General features: G+C 67.5%; 20 protein-coding genes, 1 tRNA gene and 1 pseudogene. 14 read left to right on the top strand and 8 right to left on the bottom strand.

All coding sequences use genetic code 11. The features are described from left to right. Nucleotides 1-3 precede the first annotated feature (3 nt). A complete protein-coding gene (locus tag A5659_RS08820) occupies nt 4-753 on the bottom strand; it encodes an SDR family oxidoreductase (protein ID WP_066880269.1) in 750 nt (249 codons plus the stop codon). Between the two features lie 29 nt (nt 754-782). After that, the gene (locus A5659_RS08825; protein ID WP_067180435.1) at nt 783-2,252 is read right to left on the bottom strand and encodes an aldehyde dehydrogenase; all 1,470 of its coding nucleotides are present in this window, start codon (nt 2,250-2,252) and stop codon (nt 783-785) included. Between the two features lie 209 nt (nt 2,253-2,461). Here A5659_RS08825 and A5659_RS08830 point away from each other — a divergent pair, with 209 nt between their 5' ends. The 9 genes from A5659_RS08830 (at nt 2,462) to A5659_RS08870 (ending at nt 11,072) form a co-directional block, all read left to right on the top strand. Further along, on the top strand, nt 2,462-3,097 hold the full coding sequence (locus tag A5659_RS08830) for a TetR/AcrR family transcriptional regulator (protein ID WP_066863966.1): 636 nt from the start codon (nt 2,462-2,464) through the stop codon (nt 3,095-3,097). Further along, nucleotides 3,098-4,315, top strand: coding sequence for a cytochrome P450 (locus tag A5659_RS08835; protein ID WP_066863969.1), 1,218 nt, complete (start codon nt 3,098-3,100; stop codon nt 4,313-4,315). After that, nucleotides 4,316-5,140, top strand: a complete 825-nt coding sequence (locus A5659_RS08840; RefSeq protein WP_066863971.1) for an SDR family oxidoreductase — start codon at nt 4,316-4,318, stop codon at nt 5,138-5,140. After that, the gene (locus tag A5659_RS08845; RefSeq protein ID WP_066863974.1) at nt 5,137-6,492 is read left to right on the top strand and encodes a cytochrome P450; all 1,356 of its coding nucleotides are present in this window, start codon (nt 5,137-5,139) and stop codon (nt 6,490-6,492) included. Before A5659_RS08840 ends, A5659_RS08845 begins: the two co-directional genes overlap by 4 nt. A 13-nt stretch (nt 6,493-6,505) precedes the next feature. Then, nucleotides 6,506-6,715 carry a ferredoxin gene (locus A5659_RS08850; RefSeq protein ID WP_066863977.1) on the top strand — a complete coding sequence of 70 codons (210 nt, stop codon included), beginning with the start codon at nt 6,506-6,508 and terminating at the stop codon, nt 6,713-6,715. Between the two features lie 6 nt (nt 6,716-6,721). After that, nucleotides 6,722-7,276 (top strand): hypothetical protein, encoded by a 555-nt coding sequence (locus tag A5659_RS08855; protein ID WP_066863980.1) that lies wholly within the window; start codon nt 6,722-6,724, stop codon nt 7,274-7,276. Between the two features lie 144 nt (nt 7,277-7,420). Further along, complete coding sequence (locus tag A5659_RS08860; RefSeq protein ID WP_066863983.1) at nt 7,421-8,548, top strand: NDMA-dependent alcohol dehydrogenase; 1,128 nt, start codon at nt 7,421-7,423, stop codon at nt 8,546-8,548. Nucleotides 8,549-8,572: 24 nt separating this feature from the next. Further along, complete coding sequence (locus A5659_RS08865) at nt 8,573-10,627, top strand: FAD-dependent oxidoreductase (RefSeq protein WP_067180445.1); 2,055 nt, start codon at nt 8,573-8,575, stop codon at nt 10,625-10,627. 16 nt (nt 10,628-10,643) lie between these two features. Beyond that, on the top strand, nt 10,644-11,072 hold the full coding sequence (locus A5659_RS08870) for a ketosteroid isomerase family protein (RefSeq protein WP_066863989.1): 429 nt from the start codon (nt 10,644-10,646) through the stop codon (nt 11,070-11,072). 27 nt (nt 11,073-11,099) lie between these two features. Here the strand turns inward: A5659_RS08870 and A5659_RS08875 are convergent, their stop codons facing one another. Then, nucleotides 11,100-11,756, bottom strand: coding sequence for a dihydrofolate reductase family protein (locus A5659_RS08875; protein WP_066864046.1), 657 nt, complete (start codon nt 11,754-11,756; stop codon nt 11,100-11,102). 158 nt (nt 11,757-11,914) lie between these two features. On the opposite strand from A5659_RS08875, the gene A5659_RS08880 reads away from it, so the two are divergent. Then, nucleotides 11,915-12,319 carry an HIT family protein gene (locus A5659_RS08880; protein WP_066863992.1) on the top strand — a complete coding sequence of 135 codons (405 nt, stop codon included), beginning with the start codon at nt 11,915-11,917 and terminating at the stop codon, nt 12,317-12,319. On the opposite strand, the gene A5659_RS08885 is transcribed toward A5659_RS08880, so the two are convergent. Together A5659_RS08885 and phoP are read right to left on the bottom strand one after the other, a co-directional pair. Next, complete coding sequence (locus A5659_RS08885) at nt 12,307-13,749, bottom strand: cell wall metabolism sensor histidine kinase WalK (protein ID WP_067019338.1); 1,443 nt, start codon at nt 13,747-13,749, stop codon at nt 12,307-12,309. The two genes, A5659_RS08880 and A5659_RS08885, sit on opposite strands and share 13 nt — an antisense overlap. A gap of 39 nt (nt 13,750-13,788) precedes the next feature. Further along, nucleotides 13,789-14,508 carry a two-component system response regulator PhoP gene (gene phoP, locus A5659_RS08890; protein WP_066864000.1) on the bottom strand — a complete coding sequence of 240 codons (720 nt, stop codon included), beginning with the start codon at nt 14,506-14,508 and terminating at the stop codon, nt 13,789-13,791. Between the two features lie 157 nt (nt 14,509-14,665). On the opposite strand from phoP, the gene A5659_RS08895 reads away from it, so the two are divergent. The 3 genes from A5659_RS08895 (at nt 14,666) to A5659_RS08905 (ending at nt 16,984) form a co-directional block, all read left to right on the top strand. Then, a complete protein-coding gene (locus A5659_RS08895) occupies nt 14,666-15,382 on the top strand; it encodes a hypothetical protein (protein WP_067019336.1) in 717 nt (238 codons plus the stop codon). Nucleotides 15,383-15,410: 28 nt separating this feature from the next. Beyond that, nucleotides 15,411-15,482 (top strand) — tRNA-Thr (locus A5659_RS08900). Between the two features lie 287 nt (nt 15,483-15,769). Beyond that, nucleotides 15,770-16,984 carry a cytochrome P450 gene (locus tag A5659_RS08905; protein WP_067180455.1) on the top strand — a complete coding sequence of 405 codons (1,215 nt, stop codon included), beginning with the start codon at nt 15,770-15,772 and terminating at the stop codon, nt 16,982-16,984. A gap of 56 nt (nt 16,985-17,040) precedes the next feature. Here A5659_RS08905 and A5659_RS08910 read toward each other — a convergent pair whose 3' ends face one another. Continuing rightward, complete coding sequence (locus A5659_RS08910; RefSeq protein WP_066864009.1) at nt 17,041-17,829, bottom strand: DUF732 domain-containing protein; 789 nt, start codon at nt 17,827-17,829, stop codon at nt 17,041-17,043. 138 nt (nt 17,830-17,967) lie between these two features. Between A5659_RS08910 and A5659_RS08915 the strand changes: the two genes are divergently transcribed. Continuing rightward, nucleotides 17,968-18,918 carry a lytic transglycosylase domain-containing protein gene (locus tag A5659_RS08915; protein ID WP_156748925.1) on the top strand — a complete coding sequence of 317 codons (951 nt, stop codon included), beginning with the start codon at nt 17,968-17,970 and terminating at the stop codon, nt 18,916-18,918. Between the two features lie 9 nt (nt 18,919-18,927). On the opposite strand, the gene A5659_RS08920 is transcribed toward A5659_RS08915, so the two are convergent. Both A5659_RS08920 and A5659_RS26870 read right to left on the bottom strand, forming a co-directional pair. Continuing rightward, nucleotides 18,928-19,167 (bottom strand): hypothetical protein, encoded by a 240-nt coding sequence (locus A5659_RS08920; protein ID WP_066864012.1) that lies wholly within the window; start codon nt 19,165-19,167, stop codon nt 18,928-18,930. Between the two features lie 117 nt (nt 19,168-19,284). Beyond that, a pseudogene (locus A5659_RS26870) lies at nt 19,285-19,680 on the bottom strand (MAP_0585 family protein); the annotation flags it as partial. Nucleotides 19,681-19,768: the final 88 nt, after the last annotated feature.

A 19,768-nucleotide genomic window follows, 5' to 3' on the forward strand; every position in this document is an offset into this window, starting at 1 on the left:
CCGTCACGACCGGATTATCTGTCCGCCGTCGACATTGAAGATCTGTCCTGTGATCCACGAGGCCTCGTCGGAGAGCAGGAACAGGCACATGCCGACCAGGTCCTCGGGCGTGCCCATCCGCGACAGCGGCAGGCCCTTGACGATGTCGTCGACCATCTCCTTCGGGGTGGTGGTCCGATTGGCCTCGGTGTCGATGGGGCCGGGGGCGATCGCGTTGATCCGGATCTTCTGGCCACCCAGTTCGCGGGACAGCTGCTGGGTCAGGCCGTTGATTCCGACCTTGGCCAGGCCGTAGTAGTTCGCGTAAAGCCATGCGGCGGTGGATGATTGGTTGACGATCGCGCCGCCGCCACGCTTGGCCATCTTCTTGTACACCGCGCGCGTGCACCACAGCGCGCCGTCCAGGTTCACGCTCATGAACTTGCGGTAGTACTCAGGATCGATGGTGAGCAGGAAGTCCAGCTTCATGCCACCGAAGATCGCGGCGTTGTTGACCAGATAGTCGATGCCGCCGAATTCCGCGAGCGTGCGGTCGGCCATCTCCTTGGCCGACGCCGGGTCGGACACGTCGACCGGAATGCTGATGGCCGTTCCACCGTCGGCGACAATCTGTTTGGCGACCGCATCGGCGGCTTCGGCGTTGATGTCGGCGACCACCACCGCCGCGCCCTCGCGGGCCAGCGCCTCGGCGTACGCCTGCCCGATGCCGCCACCGGACCCGGTGACGATGCCGACTTTGTTCTCGAATCGCATGTTTTCCTCTCGGTCGCCTAATGGCGCGGTCACTGCACAGCGGTGGCGATGGTTTTGACTTCCAGGTATTCCTCGAAGCCGGCCACGCCCATTTCACGGCCGTTACCGGATTGCTTGTATCCGCCGAACGGCGCGTCGGCGGAGTACCAGACACCGCCGTTGACATTGACGGTGCCTACCCGCATCCGCGACGCGAAGTTGGCCGCGCGTTCCGGGTCGGCGCTGAACACGGTGCCGGACAGGCCGTATGGCGAGTCGTTCGCGATGCGCAGCGCATCGTCTTCGCCGTCGTAGGCGATCACGGTGAGCACCGGTCCGAAAATCTCCTCACGGGCAGGCCGGGCGTCGTTGGTCAGGCCGGCGATCACGGTCGGTTCGATGAAGAAGCCGCGGTCCTTGTCCGCCGGGCGGCCGCCGCCGCAGGCGAACGTCCCGCCCTCGGCGATCGCCAGGTCGAGGTAGCTTTGCACCCGCTCCCGCTGCCGCGCCGAAATCACCGGCCCGCAAACGGTTCCGGAGTCGTTGGGGTCGCCGGGCTTGATCGAGCCCATGGTGCCCGCCGCGATCGCGACGGCCTCGTCGTAGCGGGCTCGCGGCACCACCAGCCGCGTCGTGATGGCGCACCCCTGCCCGGCGTGCATGGCCGCGGTGAACGCCGACATCGAGCACGCCCCGCCCAGGTCGGCATCCTCGAGAACGACGAACGCCGACTTGCCGCCGAGCTCCAGGAAAACCCGCTTGATGGTGGCGGCGGCGTCGCTCATGACGCTGCGGCCCGTCGCGGTCGACCCGGTAAATGAAACCATATCCACCCGAGGGTCTTTCGAGAGCAGTGCGCCGACCCGGTGGTCGTCGGACGTGATGATGTTGACGACGCCGGGCGGGAAGTCGGTGTGTTCGGCGATGATCTCACCGAGCACCGCGGCACACCAGGGCGTGTCCGGTGCGGGCTTGAGCACCACGGTGTTGCCGGCGGCCAGCGCTGGCCCCAGTTTGGCGAGGTTGATCTGGTGCGGGAAGTTCCACGGCGTGATGGCGCCGACGACGCCGACGGCTTCGCGCGCGATCGTGCGCCGGGTCGGGATGCCCATCGGCGACGCCTGGCCGAGGTCTTGGTTCCACTCGTAGGACTCGGCGGTGTCGGCGGCGAAGCTCAGGTCACCGACCGGTCCCTCCAGTTGCGCGGCCGAAGTGAGCATCCGCGGGGCGCCGACCTCGGCGATGGTGATGTCGCGCAACTCTTCGATGTGGTCGCGCATCGCGTCGCGCAGCTGCCGGATGCAGCGCACCCGCAATTCGGTGTTGCGGGACCAGTCGGTCTCGTCGAAGGCGCGCCGCGCGGCGTCGATCGCGCGGTCCAGGTCGCCGGCGTCCGCGTTTGCGGCGACGCCCAGCACTTCCTCGATCGCCGGGTTCACCGTGGGGAAGTTGCCGGCGCCGCCGGCCGACAGCTTGCCGTCGATGAACAGTTCACTCACGCCGTCGGCCAACAAGGCCATGTTCCGCTCCCGTCTGTGTGCGCCAACCCGGCACGCCAATCTAGTGGACAGCTGTCCGATATTGTCCGATCGAACCATAGCCGCCAGGCCGTCGGCGGTGCAAGAGCCGATCTCGGGCATCCCTCGCCGAGAGGGTTGAAATGGGTATTACGCTGCGTATTTCGGCTGCGGGGTTGCCTCGCGCCGATCCGATCCTCTAGCTTGGACATGTGTCCAGCGATGCACTGGTGACGATCACCTCCGGCGGCGACCGCCAGGCCGGTCAGCCGGCGCGCAACCGTCGCCAGGAGGAGACGTTCCGCAAGGTGCTCGCGGCGGGCATCGAAACCCTGCGGGAGAAGTCCTACGCCGACCTGACGGTGCGGGCGGTCGCGGCGCGGGCCAAGGTCGCACCGGCGACCGCGTACACCTACTTCTCGTCGAAGAACCACCTGATCGCCGAGGTCTATCTGGACCTGGTGCGCCAGGTTCCGTTCTTCACCGACGTCAACGACCCGATGCCGGTCCGGGTGGACAAGGTGTTGCGGCACCTGGCGCTGGTGGTCGCCGACGAGCCGGAGGTCGGCGCCGCATGCACGACGGCCTTGCTCGGCGGCGGGACCGATCCCGCGGTGGGTGCGGTGCGCGACCGCATCGGCGCCGAGATCCACCGCCGCATCGCGACCGCCATCGGCCCCGGGGCCGACCCTAACACCGTGACCGCGCTCGAAATGATGTTCTTCGGCGCACTGGTCCAGGCGGCCAGTGGCCAGTTCACCTATCACCAGATTGCCGACCAATTGGCCTATGTGGTGAATCTGATCTTGCCCGGCCCCGGCGAGACAAACCAGGAGACACGAACCTAAATGACCGTCCATGTGGGCGACCACGAGCTGGTCCTCGACCCCTACGACTACGACTTCCACGAAGATCCGTACCCGTATTACCAGCGGCTGCGCGACGAGGCCCCGCTGTATCGCAACGACGAGCTGAAGTTCTGGGCGTTGTCGCGCCACCAGGACGTGCTGCAGGGATTCCGCAACAGCACAACGCTTTCCAACAAGTTCGGCGTCTCGCTGGATCCGGCGTCGCGCGGGCCGCACGCCAGCAAGACGATGAGCTTCCTGGCGATGGACGACCCGGCCCACCTGCGGCTGCGCACTCTGGTCTCAAAGGGCTTCACGCCCAGGCGGATTCGCGAACTCGAGCCGCGGGTCACCGAGATCGCGACGCAGCATCTCGACACCATGATGGAAAAGGCGCAAGGCGGCACCGTCGACTACGTCGACGAGTTCGCCGGCAAGCTGCCGATGGACGTCATCTCCGAGCTGATGGGTGTCCCCGAGCCGGATCGGGATCAGGTCCGGGCCTGGGCCGACGGGGTGATGCACCGCGAGGAGGGCGTCACCGACGTGCCGCCGGAGGCCGTCGAAGCCTCCCTCAACCTGATCGTCTACTACCAGCAGATGGTGGCCGAGCGGCGCGAGCAGCTGACCGACGACCTGACCTCCGCGCTGCTGGAGGCCGAGATCGACGGCGACCGGCTCACCGACGACGAGGTCCTCGGCTTCATGTTCCTGATGGTGATCGCCGGCAACGAGACCACCACCAAACTGCTTGCCAATGCCGCGTTTTGGGGTCACAAGAACCCGGATCAACTGACGCCGGTCTACGAGGACCTGACGCGGGTGCCGCTGTGGGTGGAGGAGACCCTGCGCTACGACACCTCTAGCCAGATCCTGGCTCGTACCGTGTCCGGGGAGCTCACCCTGTATGACACCACCATTCCCGAGGGCGACGTCCTGCTGCTGTTGCCCGGGTCCGGGCATCGCGACGAGCGGGTCTTCGACAACCCTGACGACTACCTCATCGGGCGCGAAATCGGGCCCAAACTATTGAGTTTCGGTAGCGGCGCACACTTTTGCCTGGGCGCGCATCTAGCGCGGATGGAAGCCCGGGTTGCGCTCACCGAGTTGTTCAAGCGAATCCGCGGCTACGAGGTGGACGAGGCCAACGCCGTCCGCGTCCACTCGAGCAATGTCCGCGGATTCGCTCACCTACCAATGAGCGTGGAGGTCCGCTGAATGCCCCGCTTTGAACCCTTGCCCGAACGCCGGCCCGCGATCGTGGCCGGCGCTTCCTCCGGCATCGGAGAGGCCACCGCCATCGAGCTCGCGGCGCACGGCTTCCCGGTCGCGCTGGGCGCCCGCCGGGTGGAGAAGCTCGAGGACATCGTCGGAAAGATCAACGCCGACGGTGGCGAGGCGGTGGGATTCCATCTGGACGTCACCGACCCGAACTCGGTGAAATCCTTTGTGGCACAGTCGACCGATGCGCTCGGCGACATCGAGGTGCTGGTGGCCGGAGCGGGTGACACCTACTTCGGCAAGCTCGCCGAGATCACTACCGACGAATTCGAGTCGCAGCTGCAGATCCACCTGGTCGGCGCCAACCGGTTGGCCACCGCGGTGCTGCCCGGCATGCTCGAGCGACAGCGCGGCGACCTGATCTTCGTCGGATCCGATGTTGCCCTGCGTCAGCGCCCGCACATGGGCGCCTACGGCGCGGCCAAGGCCGCGCTGGTCGCGATGGTCACCAACTTCCAGATGGAACTCGAGGGCACCGGCGTGCGGGCCTCGATCGTGCACCCCGGCCCCACGAAGACGTCGATGGGCTGGAGCCTGCCGGCCGAGAAGATCGGGCCGGCGCTGGAGGACTGGGCCAAGTGGGGCCAGGCCCGCCACGACTACTTCCTGCGCGCGGCGGACTTGGGACGCGCCATCACGTTCGTCGCCGAGACGCCGCGCGGTGGCTTCATCGCCAACATGGAGCTTCAGCCCGAAGCACCGCTGGCCGACAATAAAGACCGCCAGAAACTCGCGCTCGGCGAAGAGGGGATGCCGTCATGACCACAACAGCTACGGTGCCCCGGGTTTCCGGCGGCGAGGAAGAGCACGGCCACCTCGAGGAATTCCGCACCGACCCAATCGGTTTGATGAAGCGCGTCCGCGAGGAATGCGGGGACGTCGGCTGGTTCCAACTGGTCGACAAGCACGTCATCCTGCTGTCCGGTGCCGGCGCCAACGAGTTCTTCTTCCGCTCCGCCGACGAGGACCTCGACCAGGCCGAGGCGTATCCGTTCATGACGCCGATCTTCGGCAAGGGCGTCGTGTTCGACGCCAGCCCGGAGCGGCGCAAGGAGATGCTGCACAACTCGGCGCTGCGCGGCGAGCAGATGAAGGGGCACGCGGCCACCATCGAGGGCGAAGTCAAGAAGATGATCGCCGACTGGGGCGACGAGGGCGAGATCGAGCTGCTCGACTTCTTCGCCGAGCTGACCATCTACACCTCGACCGCGTGTCTGATCGGGCTGAAGTTTCGTGAGCAGCTCGACCACCGGTTCGCCGAGTACTACCACGAGCTGGAACGCGGCACCGACCCGCTGTGCTACGTCGACCCCTACCTGCCGATCGACAGCTTCCGGCGCCGCGACGAGGCGCGCGTGAAACTGGTTGCGCTGGTGCAAGAAATCATGGATCAGCGGCTGGCCAACCCGCCGAAGGACAAGGCCGACCGCGACATGCTCGACGTGCTGGTCTCGATCAAGGACGAGGACGGCCGGCCCCGGTTCTCCGCCGACGAGGTCACCGGGATGTTCATCTCGCTGATGTTCGCCGGGCACCACACCAGTTCGGGGACCTCGGCCTGGACGTTGATCGAGTTGATCCGCCATCCCGAGGTGTACGCCGAGGTGCTGGCCGAGCTCGAGGAGCTCTACGCCGACGGCCAGGAGGTGAGTTTCCATGCGCTGCGCTCGATTCCAAAGCTGGACAACGTGGTCAAGGAAACCTTGCGCCTGCACCCGCCGCTGATCATCCTGATGCGCGTCGCCAAGGGCGAGTTCGAGGTCGAGGGCTTTCCCATTCACACCGGTGATTACGTCGCGGCCTCCCCGGCGATCTCCAACCGGATCCCCGAGGACTTTCCCGACCCGGACGCGTTCAAGCCCGACCGCTACAACAAGCCCGAGCAGGCCGACATCGTCAACCGGTGGACCTGGATTCCCTTCGGCGCGGGCCGGCACCGCTGCGTCGGCGCCGCGTTCGCCCAGATGCAGATCAAGGCGATCTTCTCGGTCCTGTTGCGCGAGTATGAATTTGAGATGGCTCAGCCGGCAGACAGCTATCACAACGATCACTCCAAGATGGTGGTGCAGCTCGCGCGCCCGGCCAAGGTGCGCTACCGCAAGCGCAGCGCGTAAGGGAGTAAGTCCAATGGGCGGATTCAGGATCGAAGCGGATCTGGATTTGTGTCAGGGCCACGCCATGTGCGAACTGGAGGCGCCGGACTACTTCCGGGTGCCCAAGCGGGGCAAGGTCGAGATCGTCGACCCCGAACCGCCCGAGGACGCCCGCGACGAGGTCGAGCGCGCGGTCGATATGTGTCCCACGCAAGCACTGTTCATCAAAGAGAAAGAAGACTGAGGACCCATGACTTCCAAGACGTCACACTCACGCGAAGACCTCGAGGCATGGGTCGACCGCTGGCTGCAGGCCAACAAGGACTGCGAAAAGGCCGGTGACTGGCGGCCGTTGGCCGACTTCTACACCCAAGACGCCACCTACGGCTGGAACATCGGCCCCAAAGAGGACGTGATGTGCGTCGGGATCGACGAGATCCGCGACATCGCGCTCGGCCTGGAGATGGAGGGGCTGGAGAACTGGGTGTACGAATACCAGAAGGTGCTCATCGACGAGAAGCAGGGCGAGATCGTCGGCTTCTGGAAGCAGATCGTCAACAAGAACGACGGCACCCGGGACGAGATCTACGGCATCGGGGGCAGCTGGTTCCGACTCAACGAGGACCGGCTCATCGAGTGGCAGCGCGACTTCTTCGACTTCGGCCACGTCGCGTACATGTTCGGCAAGCTCATCGAGTCCGGGGATCTGAGCGACGGCATGCAGAAGCGCATCGAGCGCAGCGTCGCCGGGGAAAAGCTGCCCGGCTACTACCCGCTTGGCGAGGCTCCCGTCCCCATCTGGTGAGGGGGAGCCAACCAAGCATTTGATTTGTTGCACGCGCTATGCTGACGCGACAAGGGTGCCTGTGGCACTCGTCACCTAGCTGGCCGGCATGAAGGGGCCGGTCAGCTCTGATCAATTCAAAGGCGAAATGGGGTCAGGACCATCGTGAAGACAAAAGGCGCACTGATCTGGGAGTTCAACCAGCCCTGGTCTATCGAGGAAATCGAGATCGGCGACCCGCAAGCCCATGAGGTCAAGATCCAGATGGAAGCGGCGGGCATGTGCCACTCCGACCATCACCTGGTCACCGGGGGCATCCCGATGGCCGGTTTCCCGGTGCTCGGCGGCCACGAGGGCGCGGGCATCGTCACCGAGGTCGGTCCCGGCGTGGACGACATCGCCCCGGGTGACCACGTCGTGCTGTCGTTCATCCCGTCGTGTGGGCAGTGTCCGACCTGTCAGGCCGGCATGCGCAACCTCTGCGACCTGGGCGCCGGCCTGCTGGGCGGCGCCGCGGTGTCCGACGGCACCTTCCGCATCCAGGCCCGCGGCCAGAACGTCTACCCCATGACGCTGCTGGGAACGTTCTCCCCCTACATGGTCGTGCACCGCAGCTCGGTGGTGAAGATCGACCCGTCAGTCCCGTTCGAGGTCGCCGCGCTGGTCGGCTGCGGCGTCACCACCGGTTACGGCTCGTCGGTCCGCACCGCTGACATCCGCCCGGGCCAGGACGTCGCCATCGTCGGCGTCGGCGGGGTGGGCATGGCGGCGCTGCAGGGAGCCGTCAACGCCGGCGCCCGCTACATCTTCGCGATCGACCCGGTCGAGTGGAAGCGCGACCAGGCGCTGAAGTTCGGCGCCACCCACGTCTACCCCGACATCTTCGCGGCGATGGCGGGCATGGCCGAGGTCACCTACGGCCTGATGGCCCACAAGGTCGTGGTCACCGTGGGCGAGCTGCAGGGCGCCGACGTCGACAACTACCTGAACATCACCCAGAAGGGCGGCACCTGCGTGCTGACCGCCATCGGCAGCCTGCTGGACACCAACGTCAACCTGAACCTGGCGATGCTGACCCTGATGCAGAAGAACCTGCAGGGCACCATCTTCGGTGGCGGCAATCCGCAGTACGACATCCCGCAGCTGCTGTCGATGTACAAGGCCGGCAAGCTGAACCTGGACGACATGATCACCCGCCAGTACAAGCTGGAGCAGATCAACGACGGCTACCAGGACATGCTGGACGGCAAGAACATTCGCGGCGTCATCCGGTTCACCGACGCCGACCGGTAACCACTTGTCAGCCGCGTCCGCTCAGTGACCGGCTTCGGCCACCTCATGGCGCCGGGACGCATCGGCGCCATGAGCGTGCGCAACCGCCTGGTCATGTCTCCGATGGAGACGATGTACGGCACCCCGGACGGGCTGCCGTCGCAGCGCACCCGCGACTACTTCGCGGCCCGCGCCCGCGGCGGTGTCGGGCTGATCACGTTGGGCGCCACCGGGGTTGACCATCACCACCCCGAGACTCCCGGCGGCTTGCATCTGTCCACCGATGATGCCGTCGCCGCGCATCGGGCGCTGGTGGAGGCGGTGCACGAGCACGGCGCCAAGATCCAGCCCCAGATCGTGCACGCCGGGCCCGACGGCTTGGGACCGGAGATCTTCGGTGTCGAGTCGCTGGGCCCGTCGGTGATCCCGTCCTACCTCACCGGGCGCCCGTCGGCCGAGATCAGCGCGCGGCAACTGACCCAGGTGTTCGATCTGTTCAAGGCCGCGGCCCGGCGCGCCGTCGAGGCCGGCTACGACGGCATCGAGCTGCACGCCGCGCACGGCTACATGCTGCTGGGCTCCTTCCTTGCGCCGCAACGCAATCGGCGCACCGACGAGTACCGCGGTGACTCGGCGCGCGGCCGGGCGCGGGTGGTGCTCGAGGCGCTGGCCGCGATCCGCTCCGAGATCGGCGACGCCCTGCCGATCACGCTGCGCATCTCCGGGTACGAACGCGTCGCCGGCGGCCGGGCCATCTACGAAACCGCCCGGCTGGCACCCGAACTCATCGCCGCCGGGGTTGACGCGTTCCACGTCAGCGGCGGGGTGATCGATCGGCTGGTCACCGGCATGGTCAACGGCGCCGACGACGGCGACGAGCTCAACGTCGGTGCGGCGGCCGCGGTCAAGCAGGTGGTCGACGTGCCGGTGATCGCCGTCGGCCGCATCCACGACCCCGTGCGCGCCGAAAGGATCCTGGCCGACGGCCGTGCCGATTTCATCGCCATGGGACGCCCGCTGCTGGCCGACCCCGACCTGCCCCGCAAGATCTCGTCCGGCCAGGCGCACCGGGTCCGCAGGTGCATCTCGTGCGAAAACTGCATCGACGCAATGGAACAGCGCTTCTCGGTCGATTGCGCGGTCAATCCGCGCACCGGCAAGGAACGGCAATTGGCGGCGGCCCGCGCCGACCGCGCGAAACGGGTGGTGGTGATCGGCGGTGGCCCGGCGGGGCTGGAGGCCGCGCGCGTCGCCGCCGAACGCGGCCACCGCGTCACGCTGTTCGAGCGCAGTGCGCAGCTGGGCGGCGCGCTGCGCTGGGCCTCGGTGCTGCACCCGGAAAACCAGCCGTTCCTGCGGTACCTGTGCGACGAGCTCAGGGCGAGCCGGGCCAAAATTCATCCAGGCCATAGTGTTTCGGCCGGCGACGTCGTCGCGTCCGCACCGGATGCGGTGATCGTGGCCACCGGTGGCCGTGTCGTCGTGCCGCCGATCCCCGGCGCCGATCGCGCGCACGTGCACACCGGGCCCGGGCTGCGCGAATTGCTAGGTGGCCGTGCCCAATCCGGCGCGCCGGCCTGGCAGCGCCTCGGCGCCGCTGTGTTGTCCGGCCGGCGGCAGCGGCTGCTGCGGCCGGCCGCGATCCGACTGGCCAGCCGGGCCTGGATGCCGCTCGGGCGGCGCGTGGTCATCGTCGTCGGTGACCTGGTCGCCCTGGAATTGGCGGAATTCCTTGCCGGCCGGGGCCGGTTGGTGGCCATCCTGGAGGCCGGCAAGGACATCGCGCCCGAGGTGGGCAATAAACGCAAGACCGAACACATGGATCGTCTCGACCGGCTGGGCGTCACCGTGCACGTGCGCGCCGTTACCGAACGCATCACCGCCGATGCGGTGGAGTTCACCCCCGACGGGGGAACCATCCGGCGCCTGGCCGCCGACAGCGTCGTGCTGGCCGGCACGGTCGAGCCGGACACCGCGCTGTTCGACGCCCTGGTCGACGCCCTGCCCGACGCCGAGGTGCACGCCGCCGGTGACTGCACCGGGCTGGGCCTGATCCGCAAAGCCACCGAGGAAGGCGCGCGTGCCGCGTGCGCAATCTAGTGACAGGAGAACAGAAATGACCGAAACCGAGCAATCCCAGGCGTCGCCGGCCCTGACCGCGTCGCAGTCGTCGTGGCGGTGCGTGCAGGCGCACGACCGCGAGGGGTGGCTGGCGCTGATGTCCGACGACGTCGTCATCGAGGACCCGATCGGCAAGTCCGTCACCAATCCCGACGGCACCGGGGTGCGCGGCAAGGAGGCCGTCGGCGCGTTCTTCGACAGCAACATCGCCGCCAACCAGCTCTCGATCACCTGCGAGGAGACCTTCCCGTCGAGTTCACCCGACGAGATCGCCCACATCCTGGTGCTCAACAGCAAGTTCGACGGCGGCTTCACCAGCTCGGTGCGCGGCGTGTTCACCTACAAGGTCAACGACGCGGGACTGATCACCAACATGCGCGGCTACTGGAACCTGGACATGATGCAGTTCGGCAAACAGGACTGAGTCGTCACTCGAGCCGCGGCGATCGTCCTAGCGGCGCGTGAAGATCAGATGCGTGACGCCGCTGGGGCTGCTCACCGACTCTAGGTCGAATCGCTGTTCGAGGCCTTCCAGCCCGGTCCACAACGACTCGCCGCGCCCCAAGATGATCGGCACCACCGCGATGTGCATGTGGTCGACGAGATCGGCTTCGAGGAATTGGCGGACGCTCGACGGTCCCCCGCCCAGGCGAATGTCGCTGTCCCCGGCGGCTTTTCGGGCTAACTCGAGGGATTGCCTGGGACCGGCGTCGACGAAGTGGAAGGTGGTGCCGCCGTCCATCTCGATCGGGGGTCGTGGGTGGTGCGTGAGCACGAAGACCGGTGTGTGAAAAGGCGGCTCGGAGCCCCACCAGCCTTTCCATTCCTCGCCGCCGTCTTGGCCGGTCCATGGTCCGCGCTGCGGCCCGAACTTGTTGCGTCCCATGATTTCCGCGCCGATGCCCGGCGCCCATTGGCTGGCCAGGGCGTCGTCGATGCCGGTGGCCCCGCCCGACTCGCCGTGCATGGCGCGGAAGGTCCGCGTGGCGAAGAACCACTCGTGTAGCCGTCCGCCGGCGTGCCCGAACGGCGCGTCCATGCTTTGGCCGATACCGGTACCGAAGCCGTCGAGGGAAATCGAAAAGTTGTGCACGCGCACTCGTGACATGGTGAGGTCTCCTGAATCCATCCGCGTTGTGGGGCGTCGCAGGATTGACCCGAGACGGCGGCCGAACTCATCGGTACGTCGCCGAGGTCGCTTTGCGGCGCGTGGCGCGCGGGCGACCACAGCCGCTGGCGCAATGTCGGCGCACCTATGCTGGGCCCATGGCGTCGATCTTCACCAAGATCATCAATCGTGAACTTCCCGGCCGCTTCGTCTACGAGGACGACGACGTCGTCGCATTCCTCACGATCGAGCCCATGACGCAGGGCCATACGCTCGTGGTGCCGCGCGCCGAGCTCGACAATTGGCAGGACGTCGACGGACCGGCCTTCGCACGGGTCATGGCCGTGAGCCAGCTGATCGGTAAGGCGGTGTGCAAGGCGTTCAGGACCGAGCGGTCCGGCCTGATCATCGCCGGGCTCGAGGTGCCGCACCTGCACGTGCACGTCTTTCCCACTCGCAGCCTCAGCGACTTCGGCTTCGCGGGAGTCGACCGTAACCCGTCCGCGGAATCGCTGGACGAGGCCCAGGCCAAGATCAAGGCGGCGCTGGCTCAGTTGACGTGAACGGGCTCGTGCGCCGGCACGTCACTGATGCGCGGCAGCGTCACCCGGAAGCGGCAGCCCTCGCCGGGCGCGGTGGTCACGCTGACCACGCCGCCGTGCGCGCGCACCAAGGAGTCGACGATGGATAGTCCCAGCCCGGTACCGCCGCTGGCGCGGGCGCGCGACGAGTCGGTCCGGTAGAACCGCTCGAACACGCGCGACGCGTCCTCCTGGTTCATGCCGGGACCCTGGTCCAGCACTTCGAGCACGGCGTCCTCGCCGTCGGTGCCGACCCGCACGGTGACGTCGGCGCTTTCCGGGGTGTGCTGCAACGCGTTGGCGATCAGGTTGCTCAACACCTGCCGTATCCGCGCCTCGTCACCGAGCACCTCCGGGGTGCCGGGCCCGTCCAGGACCTCCATGGTGATGGTGCGCTTGGGGTCCATCGCCTGCCCGTCGTGCACGGCATCGCTGGCCAGCGCCAGCAGATCCACCCGGTGGTGTTCGAGCGGTCGTTGCACATCGAGGCGGGCCAGCAGCAGCAGGTCGTCGACCAGCAGGCCCATCCGGGAGGCCTCGCTTTCGATCCGCGACAACAGCATCGCGACGTCGCGCGCGGCGCCCTGGCGATACAGCTCGGCGAAGCCGCGGATGGTCGTCAGCGGGGTGCGCAGTTCGTGGCTGGCGTCGGTGATGAAGCGCCGCATCCGGTCCTCGGAGCCGCGCGCCTTCTCGGCTGAGGACTCCGAGGACGCCAGCGCCTGCTGAATCTGCGCCAACATGCCGTTGAGCGCGAGCGAGAGCCGGCCCACCTCGGTGCGCGGATCACGTTCTGGCACACGGCGATCCAGTTGGCCCGAGGCGATCGCCGCGGCAGTCTGCTCGACCTCGGCCAGCGGCCGCAGGCTGCGCTGCACCACCGCGAAGCTGGCGATCCCGACCACGACCAGCACCGCCACCCCGATGCCCATCTGCAGCCAGACCAGCGAGCTGACCGTGTGCTGGACGTCGGACAGGTCGATCGCGACGGTCGTCAGCCCGTGCGGGCCGTGCACCGAGACGGCCCGCCATTGGATGTCCGAGCCGTTCACCGACGGCAACGTCGTCGGATTGGGGCCGACGTCGTTGTTGGGCGGTAAGGCCGGTTCGGCGTTGCGGTCGTTGATCGCGGTGAACGGGGTCCCGTCCATGCTGACGCCGCGGACGTAGAACTTCGACGGCGGCCGGCCCGGGTCGGGACCTTCGTACGGCGGCGGCGACTGCCGCCGCGGGTTCTGCGCCCAGCCCCGCGACGCGTCGAGCAGCGTGGAGTCGATGCGGCTGACCAGGCTGTGCCGCAGGATCGACGTCACCGCGATGCCGGACACGGCGAGGCCGCAGGCGACCAGCGCCAGGGTGGCGGCGACGAGCCCTATCCGAAGGGGCAATCCGCGTCGAGGCTTCGTGACCATCTACCTAACTTCTTCTACCGCCGCCGGCCGCGGGCGGGCTCAGCGCGGTTCCCGCAATACGTAACCGACTCCGCGCAGGGTGTGCAGCAGCCGCTTCTCGCCGGTGTCGATCTTGCGACGCAGGTACGACACGTAGGACTCGACGACATTGACGTCACCTCCGAAGTCGTAACGCCACACGTGGTCGAGGATCTTCGGCTTGCTCAACACCGTGCCGGCGTTGATCACAAAGTAACGCAGCAGCGTGAATTCGGTCGGCGACAGCGACACCGGTTGCCCGGCCTTCCACACCTCGTGGGTTTCTTCGTCGAGTTCGATGTCCGCGAAAGACAGTCGAGCGCTGCGCGGTTCGGCCCCGCCCTTGCCGGCGCGGCGAAGGATGACCCGCAACCGGGCGACGACCTCCTCGAGGCTGAACGGCTTCGTCACGTAGTCGTCGCCGCCCAGCGTCAGGCCGGCGATCTTGTCCTGCAGGGAATCCCGGGCGGTGAGAAACAGGGCGGGGGCGTCGATGCCGTCGGCGCGCAGCCGGCGCAGCACGCCGAACCCGTCCATGCCCGGCATCATCACGTCGAGGATGACCGCGTCGGGCCGGGCCTCGCGCGCCCGATCGAGGGCCTGGGCGCCATTGGTTGCGGTGTAGACCTCGAAACCCTGGAATTTCAGACTGACCGAGAGCAGCTCGACGATGTTGGCTTCGTCGTCGACCACGAGGACGCGAGCCTCCGGTTTAGTGTCGTTGGGGGTTGCCGATGTCATCAGATGCTTCTGTCCCTTGCTGAACGTTTGCTATGCGAAGGTTGTGTACTTCCTGAAAGCTCAGTGCCAACCGTCTGATAGTAGTCTGCCAGGAATCATCGCATTGCCTTGGGACGTAACGGGCTTGCCCAGCTTGCGTCGCGAATAGACTCGAGGAATGAACCTCGCCAGAAGCATCGTGTCGGCCGCGACGGCGCCCGCCCGGGTCGGGTTGGCCGCCGCCGATGCGAGCCTGAGCGTCGCGAGCACCGCCGTCGGCGTGGCGAAGCGAGCCCTGGGCGACGGCGGGACCGCCGGCACCAACGCGATGACGTCCATGCTGGGGATCGACGACGCGATCATGCGGGCCAACCGGCTGGCCAGGCTGCTCGACGACGACGCCCCGCTGGGCCGGGCGGTGGCCCCGGACGGCCCGATCGATCGCCTGCTGCGCCCGGGCGGGGTGGTCGACCTGCTGACCTCGGAGGGTGGGTTGCTGGACCGGCTGACCGCCGAGGGCGGCGCCCTGCACCGCACCCTGCAGCCCGGCGGGCTGGCCGATCAGCTGGTCGCCGAGGAGGGGCTGATCGAGCGGCTGCTGGCCGAGGACGGGCTGGCCGACCGGCTGCTGGCCGAGGGCGGGCTGGTCGACAAGCTGACCGCGAAGAACGGACCGCTGGATCAACTCGCCGACGTCGCCGACACCCTGGCGCGGCTCACACCGGGCATGGAGGCGCTCGAGCCCGCCATTGCCACGCTGCAGGACGCCGTCATCGCGCTCACCATGGTGGTCAATCCGCTGAGCAACATCGCCGACCGGATTCCGCTGCCCGGCCGGCGGCGCCCGTCGTCGCGGGCGGTGCGCTCCGCACGTGTGATCGACAGCGACCAGTGACCGATTAGGCTGGGCACGGTTTTACCCCGCCTCCTTAGCTCAGTGGTAGAGCACTCGCCTTGTAAGCGAGCGGTCGTCAGTTCAATCCTGACAGGGGGCTCTCACTGAGTCGCTCCGCCAGAGCAGCCAAACCGGAGTCGAACAAAGCGTCCAGGTCGAAGGTCGTTGCGGCGATCAGCCAATAGGCGACCGACCACCACGGGAAAGCTGTGAGAACACTCTATTTTGACTGAGATGCCGCGTATTCCGAGTACGCGCGCGATGACCGTGATATGAAGCGACTAATCGTTGGTTAGCAAATAAAATGCCATTCTCTATCGGCCGCCTAGCCAGCGAGGGGGGTCAAAAAGTCGGCCTGATAAACGTAACCCGGGGGGGGTTGTCAGGATGACGGCTGCTGCGACTGCGCCACGAGCCTTGCTGCTGCGGCTCCTTCGCCCGTCGACACGGGTGAACCCGTATCCCGTCTACCGTGAGCTCCGAGAGCATGGACCGCTGCATGTCCCCTCGGCCAACCTCACGGTGTTCGGTTCGTTCCGGGACTGCAACCAGGTGCTACGGCACCCCGCGTCGGCCACCGGGATCATGTTCGCACGGCAAGAGATCGCTGCCGGTGCCCAGCGGCGGCCGTTCGGCGAAACGGGCTTTCTGTCCCTCGCCCCGCCGGATCACGCCCGGTTGCGCCAGCTCGTCGGCAAGGCCTTCGCACCGAAGGTTGTCATGGCGCTCGAACCAGAAATCAGCGGGCTGGTGTCTTCCCTCCTTGACGATGTTGAGGCCGCGGGCACTTTCGACGTGATCGCCGATCTGGCCTACCCACTACCCGTGGCGGTGATCTGCCGGCTGCTGGGCGTGCCGATCGAGGACGAGCCGGAGTTCAGCCGGGCGGCGGCGCCGCTGGCGCGACTGGTCGACCCGTTCATCACGTTCTCCCGCGACCCGGCCGCGTCCGACGAACGGAAGCGGGCAGGACTGTGGCTGCACGAATACCTGCACAACCTGATCCAGCAACGCCGCCGTGCGCCCGGTGAGGACCTGATATCCGCATTGATCGCTGTTGAGAAGTGCGGTGACCAGCTCACGGAGGAGGAGATCATCGCGGCCTGCGCTCTGATACTCATCGCCGGGCACGAGACCACAGTGAACCTCATCGCCAACGCGATCCTTGCGATGCTGCGTCATCCGGGCCAGTGGGCCGCACTGGGCGCCAACCCGGGGCGGGTGTCAGCGGTGATAGAGGAGACGCTGCGGTACGACCCACCGAACCAGCTGATGGCCCGGATCGCGGGTGAGGACATGACGATCGGCGATGCCCCGGTTTCGAAAGGCGGGATCATGCTGTTGTTGCAGGCCGCCGCCCAACGCGACCCCGACGTCATCGAGAGGCCCGACGAGTTCGACCCTGATCGAGAAACTATTCACCACTTGGCGTTCGGGCACGGTCCGTCCTTCTGCCTCGGCGCGCCGCTGGCCCGGCTCGAAGCGTCGATCGCGTTGACGGCCGTGACATCGCGCTTCCCTTGCGCACGTCTTGCTGGTGAGCCGCTGTACAAGCCGAACGTCACGCTGCGCGGCATGTCGAAGCTCACCATCGCCGTCTGAACTCGCTCCCGGCCAACGCGCGTGTCGGTAACCGCGACGCTTGCGCGTGACCCGGATTACGGCTGACCCGGGATGGCGTCCAGACCGCCTTGAATGTCCTGCAGCTTCCCCTGGATGCCCTGCAGATCCCGTTGGATGTCCTGTAGATCAGACAACGATTTCTGATAGTCCGGCTGCGTCGGGTCCGGTGCGGTGGGTCGCGACTGCGGGCAGTACGCGACGATGGCGCCCGCGGTGACCTTCGCGCTTTGATCCGCGTCCCAGACCGACCTGCGCTGCACGAACCCGGCCGCGTCCGCGAAGTTCGGTTGGTGCGCCAAAAAGTCGCACACCGCGTGCCCTTGGCTCAGCACGTAGTCCTGGCTGGGAACGGGCACCCCCTCGCGCTTCAGCGCGCCGATGAAGGCCGCGTCGACGGCGCCAATCGCCGGGGCGGACGCCTTCGGCGCCACGGGCGGGGCGGGCGCGGCCGCGGGCGGGGTGTCCTCCGGCTGGGCCGCCGAATCGTGGTGGCGCAGCGCGAACATCACCACCACCGCGGCGACGACGGCCACCAGAGACAGCGGTAAGGCCGCGAACAGACCCAGGCGGCGCAGCGCGGCGACCTTCCGTCGCCGCGCTGCGATGGCGCGGACTTCGCTCTCCCGCGACCGGACGGCGCCGGCGACCTCGCTCTCCCAGGCGTCGAACGCGGCGACCTCGGGCGTCCCCGCCCCCTGGGCCAGGATTTCGTCGAGCAGTTGGTCGGCCTCATGCGACGACAGCTGACCGCCCTGCTCGCGGATCTGTTGGCGCCGCAGCGCGATGAGCCGCAATTCCGAATCGATCTTCTCGCGGTCGCGCATATCAACCAGTTTGAGAGCGTCGCGCCGTTGTTACAACTCCCGATAAGCAGATGGCCGCCACCGCATTGATGTCACAGGCCATCATGCGAAAGACTCGGTTGAGCCGGCCAGCCGTAGCCGTGGGATACGAGGCAAGGGATGGACGTGATCACCGTGAGCCGTAACCGCATCGGGCCGCTCGTCGTCGGCGCGATTGCCTTCGCGCTCGTCGGTTGTTCGGCGTCGCATCCGCCGGCGGCCACCGGCCCGGCCACGACGACGCGGGCCGCCTCGTCGCCGGCGCGGATGGTGCCCGCCGACGCGGGGACGACCGGCGGTGCACAGCCTCGCCTGGCGTCGGACCCGGCACAGCTGGCGGACGACCTGGTGGCCGACGAACGCGCGCTGCGTGATCCGGGCACACCGGACGCGGCGCTGACGGCGGCGGCGCGTCGCGAGCAGGCCGCCTACCGCGCAATCGGGCGCCACCCCGAATGGGACGCCACCACACGCGGGCGCATCCCGCCGGAGCTGACCGACGTCTACGACCGCAACGTCGACGCCCGCCGGCAACTCACAGCGCTGACCCCGGTGCGAGAAACCTTGCCCGCGTGGCGCATCGAGCCGCCGGCACCGGCCGACGAACTGATGAACTACTACCACCAGGCGGAAGCCGAATCCGGCGTCGGCTGGAACTACCTGGCCGCGATCAACCTCGTCGAGACCCGCTTCGGCAGCATCGTCGGCGCGAGCACCGCCGGCGCGCAGGGACCCATGCAGTTCCTGCCGTCGACGTTCGCCGGCTACGGCCAGGGCGGCGACATCCACTCACCGCATGACAGCATCCTGGCGGCGGGTCGCTACCTGGCCGCCAACGGCTTCGCCACCGATCGCGACCACGCCATCTACGGGTACAACCATGCCAACCAATACGTGCGCGCGGTCGACGATTACGCGGCGCTGATCGCGGCTGATCCCGCGACGTTCGCCGCGTTCTACCGGTGGGACGTCTACTGCCTGACGACGGCGGGCGACGTGTTACTGCCCATCGGTTACGACGCATCGTCGCCGATCCCGGCCGCCGATTATGTGGCGGCCCATCCGCAGTAGACCGACGCGCTAGACGTACTTGCGGGCAATGTCTCGCAGGTGCGATCCCACATCCTGACCGGTGGCCCGCTCGAGTCGGATCCCCAGCTCGCCGGCGAGATTGACGAAGCCCATCAATAGCATCATGTCGCCGTCGGGCTCGTCGACCACGTTCTCGACCAGGCGGCTCCAGGTGAATTCGTGGCCGCTGTCGGACGACCAAGCCGTCATGACATCGATGGCTCGGCGAACGTTTTCTCTCACGTCCATCCCCGGAGCCTGCCACGCGCGCTCTCCCGCCGCACTGCGGCGAAGGTCCGCAGACACGTCAGCGGGCGCGCCGGATTACGGCAACGCCCGCTGACGGTTCAGGTGATCAGCGCCGGGTCAGTACAGCGGCACCCAGACACCGAAGAACCAGTAACCCCAACCCCCGTACTGCCAGTTGAAGACGGGCACGACGGTAAAGGTGTTGTAGTTGAACGGCCCGAAGTCGCGCCGTCCCGCATCCCAGTCACGAGGCGGACCGTCCCACGGCCGGTTCCAGCCTCCTGGAGGCGGCGGTCCGTTCCAGCCCCCCGGAGGCGGCGGGCCCTCCCAGTGCGGCGGCGGGTGGCCCGGAGCCGGGCCGTCGTTCCAGCCGTAGCCATGTGGGCGCGGCGGCGGGGGCGCCCCGCGACCCACGATGCTGAATTGGACATCCGGACCAGCGGGACCACCGATCTGTGCGTTGGCGGTGACCACATCGTGGCGCGGGACGTAGGGCGGGTGCGGAGGCTGGGTGCCGCTGTACTGACCCGGCGCTGATCACCTGAACCGTCAGCGGGCGCGCCGGATTACGGCAACGCCCGCTGACACGCGAGCGACCCGC

The sequence above is a fragment of the Mycobacterium sp. 1165196.3 genome (assembly GCF_001673415.1).
Lineage (GTDB): Bacteria > Actinomycetota > Actinomycetes > Mycobacteriales > Mycobacteriaceae > Mycobacterium > Mycobacterium europaeum_A.

Bases quoted from the DNA above. Each gene is read 5' to 3' on its own strand.
- A5659_RS08820 (WP_066880269.1), bottom strand. From the start codon at position 753: ATGCGATTCGAGAACAAAGTCGGCATCGTCACCGGGTCCGGTGGCGGC.
- A5659_RS08825 (WP_067180435.1), bottom strand. From the start codon at position 2,252: ATGGCCTTGTTGGCCGACGGCGTGAGTGAACTGTTCATCGACGGCAAG.
- A5659_RS08835 (WP_066863969.1), top strand. From the start codon at position 3,098: ATGACCGTCCATGTGGGCGACCACGAGCTGGTCCTCGACCCCTACGAC.
- A5659_RS08840 (WP_066863971.1), top strand. From the start codon at position 4,316: ATGCCCCGCTTTGAACCCTTGCCCGAACGCCGGCCCGCGATCGTGGCC.
- A5659_RS08845 (WP_066863974.1), top strand. From the start codon at position 5,137: ATGACCACAACAGCTACGGTGCCCCGGGTTTCCGGCGGCGAGGAAGAG.
- A5659_RS08850 (WP_066863977.1), top strand. From the start codon at position 6,506: ATGGGCGGATTCAGGATCGAAGCGGATCTGGATTTGTGTCAGGGCCAC.
- A5659_RS08855 (WP_066863980.1), top strand. From the start codon at position 6,722: ATGACTTCCAAGACGTCACACTCACGCGAAGACCTCGAGGCATGGGTC.
- A5659_RS08870 (WP_066863989.1), top strand. From the start codon at position 10,644: ATGACCGAAACCGAGCAATCCCAGGCGTCGCCGGCCCTGACCGCGTCG.
- A5659_RS08875 (WP_066864046.1), bottom strand. From the start codon at position 11,756: ATGTCACGAGTGCGCGTGCACAACTTTTCGATTTCCCTCGACGGCTTC.
- A5659_RS08880 (WP_066863992.1), top strand. From the start codon at position 11,915: ATGGCGTCGATCTTCACCAAGATCATCAATCGTGAACTTCCCGGCCGC.
- A5659_RS08885 (WP_067019338.1), bottom strand. From the start codon at position 13,749: ATGGTCACGAAGCCTCGACGCGGATTGCCCCTTCGGATAGGGCTCGTC.
- phoP (WP_066864000.1), bottom strand. From the start codon at position 14,508: ATGACATCGGCAACCCCCAACGACACTAAACCGGAGGCTCGCGTCCTC.
- A5659_RS08895 (WP_067019336.1), top strand. From the start codon at position 14,666: ATGAACCTCGCCAGAAGCATCGTGTCGGCCGCGACGGCGCCCGCCCGG.
- A5659_RS08905 (WP_067180455.1), top strand. From the start codon at position 15,770: ATGACGGCTGCTGCGACTGCGCCACGAGCCTTGCTGCTGCGGCTCCTT.
- A5659_RS08910 (WP_066864009.1), bottom strand. From the start codon at position 17,829: ATGCGCGACCGCGAGAAGATCGATTCGGAATTGCGGCTCATCGCGCTG.
- A5659_RS08915 (WP_156748925.1), top strand. From the start codon at position 17,968: ATGGACGTGATCACCGTGAGCCGTAACCGCATCGGGCCGCTCGTCGTC.
- A5659_RS08920 (WP_066864012.1), bottom strand. From the start codon at position 19,167: ATGGACGTGAGAGAAAACGTTCGCCGAGCCATCGATGTCATGACGGCT.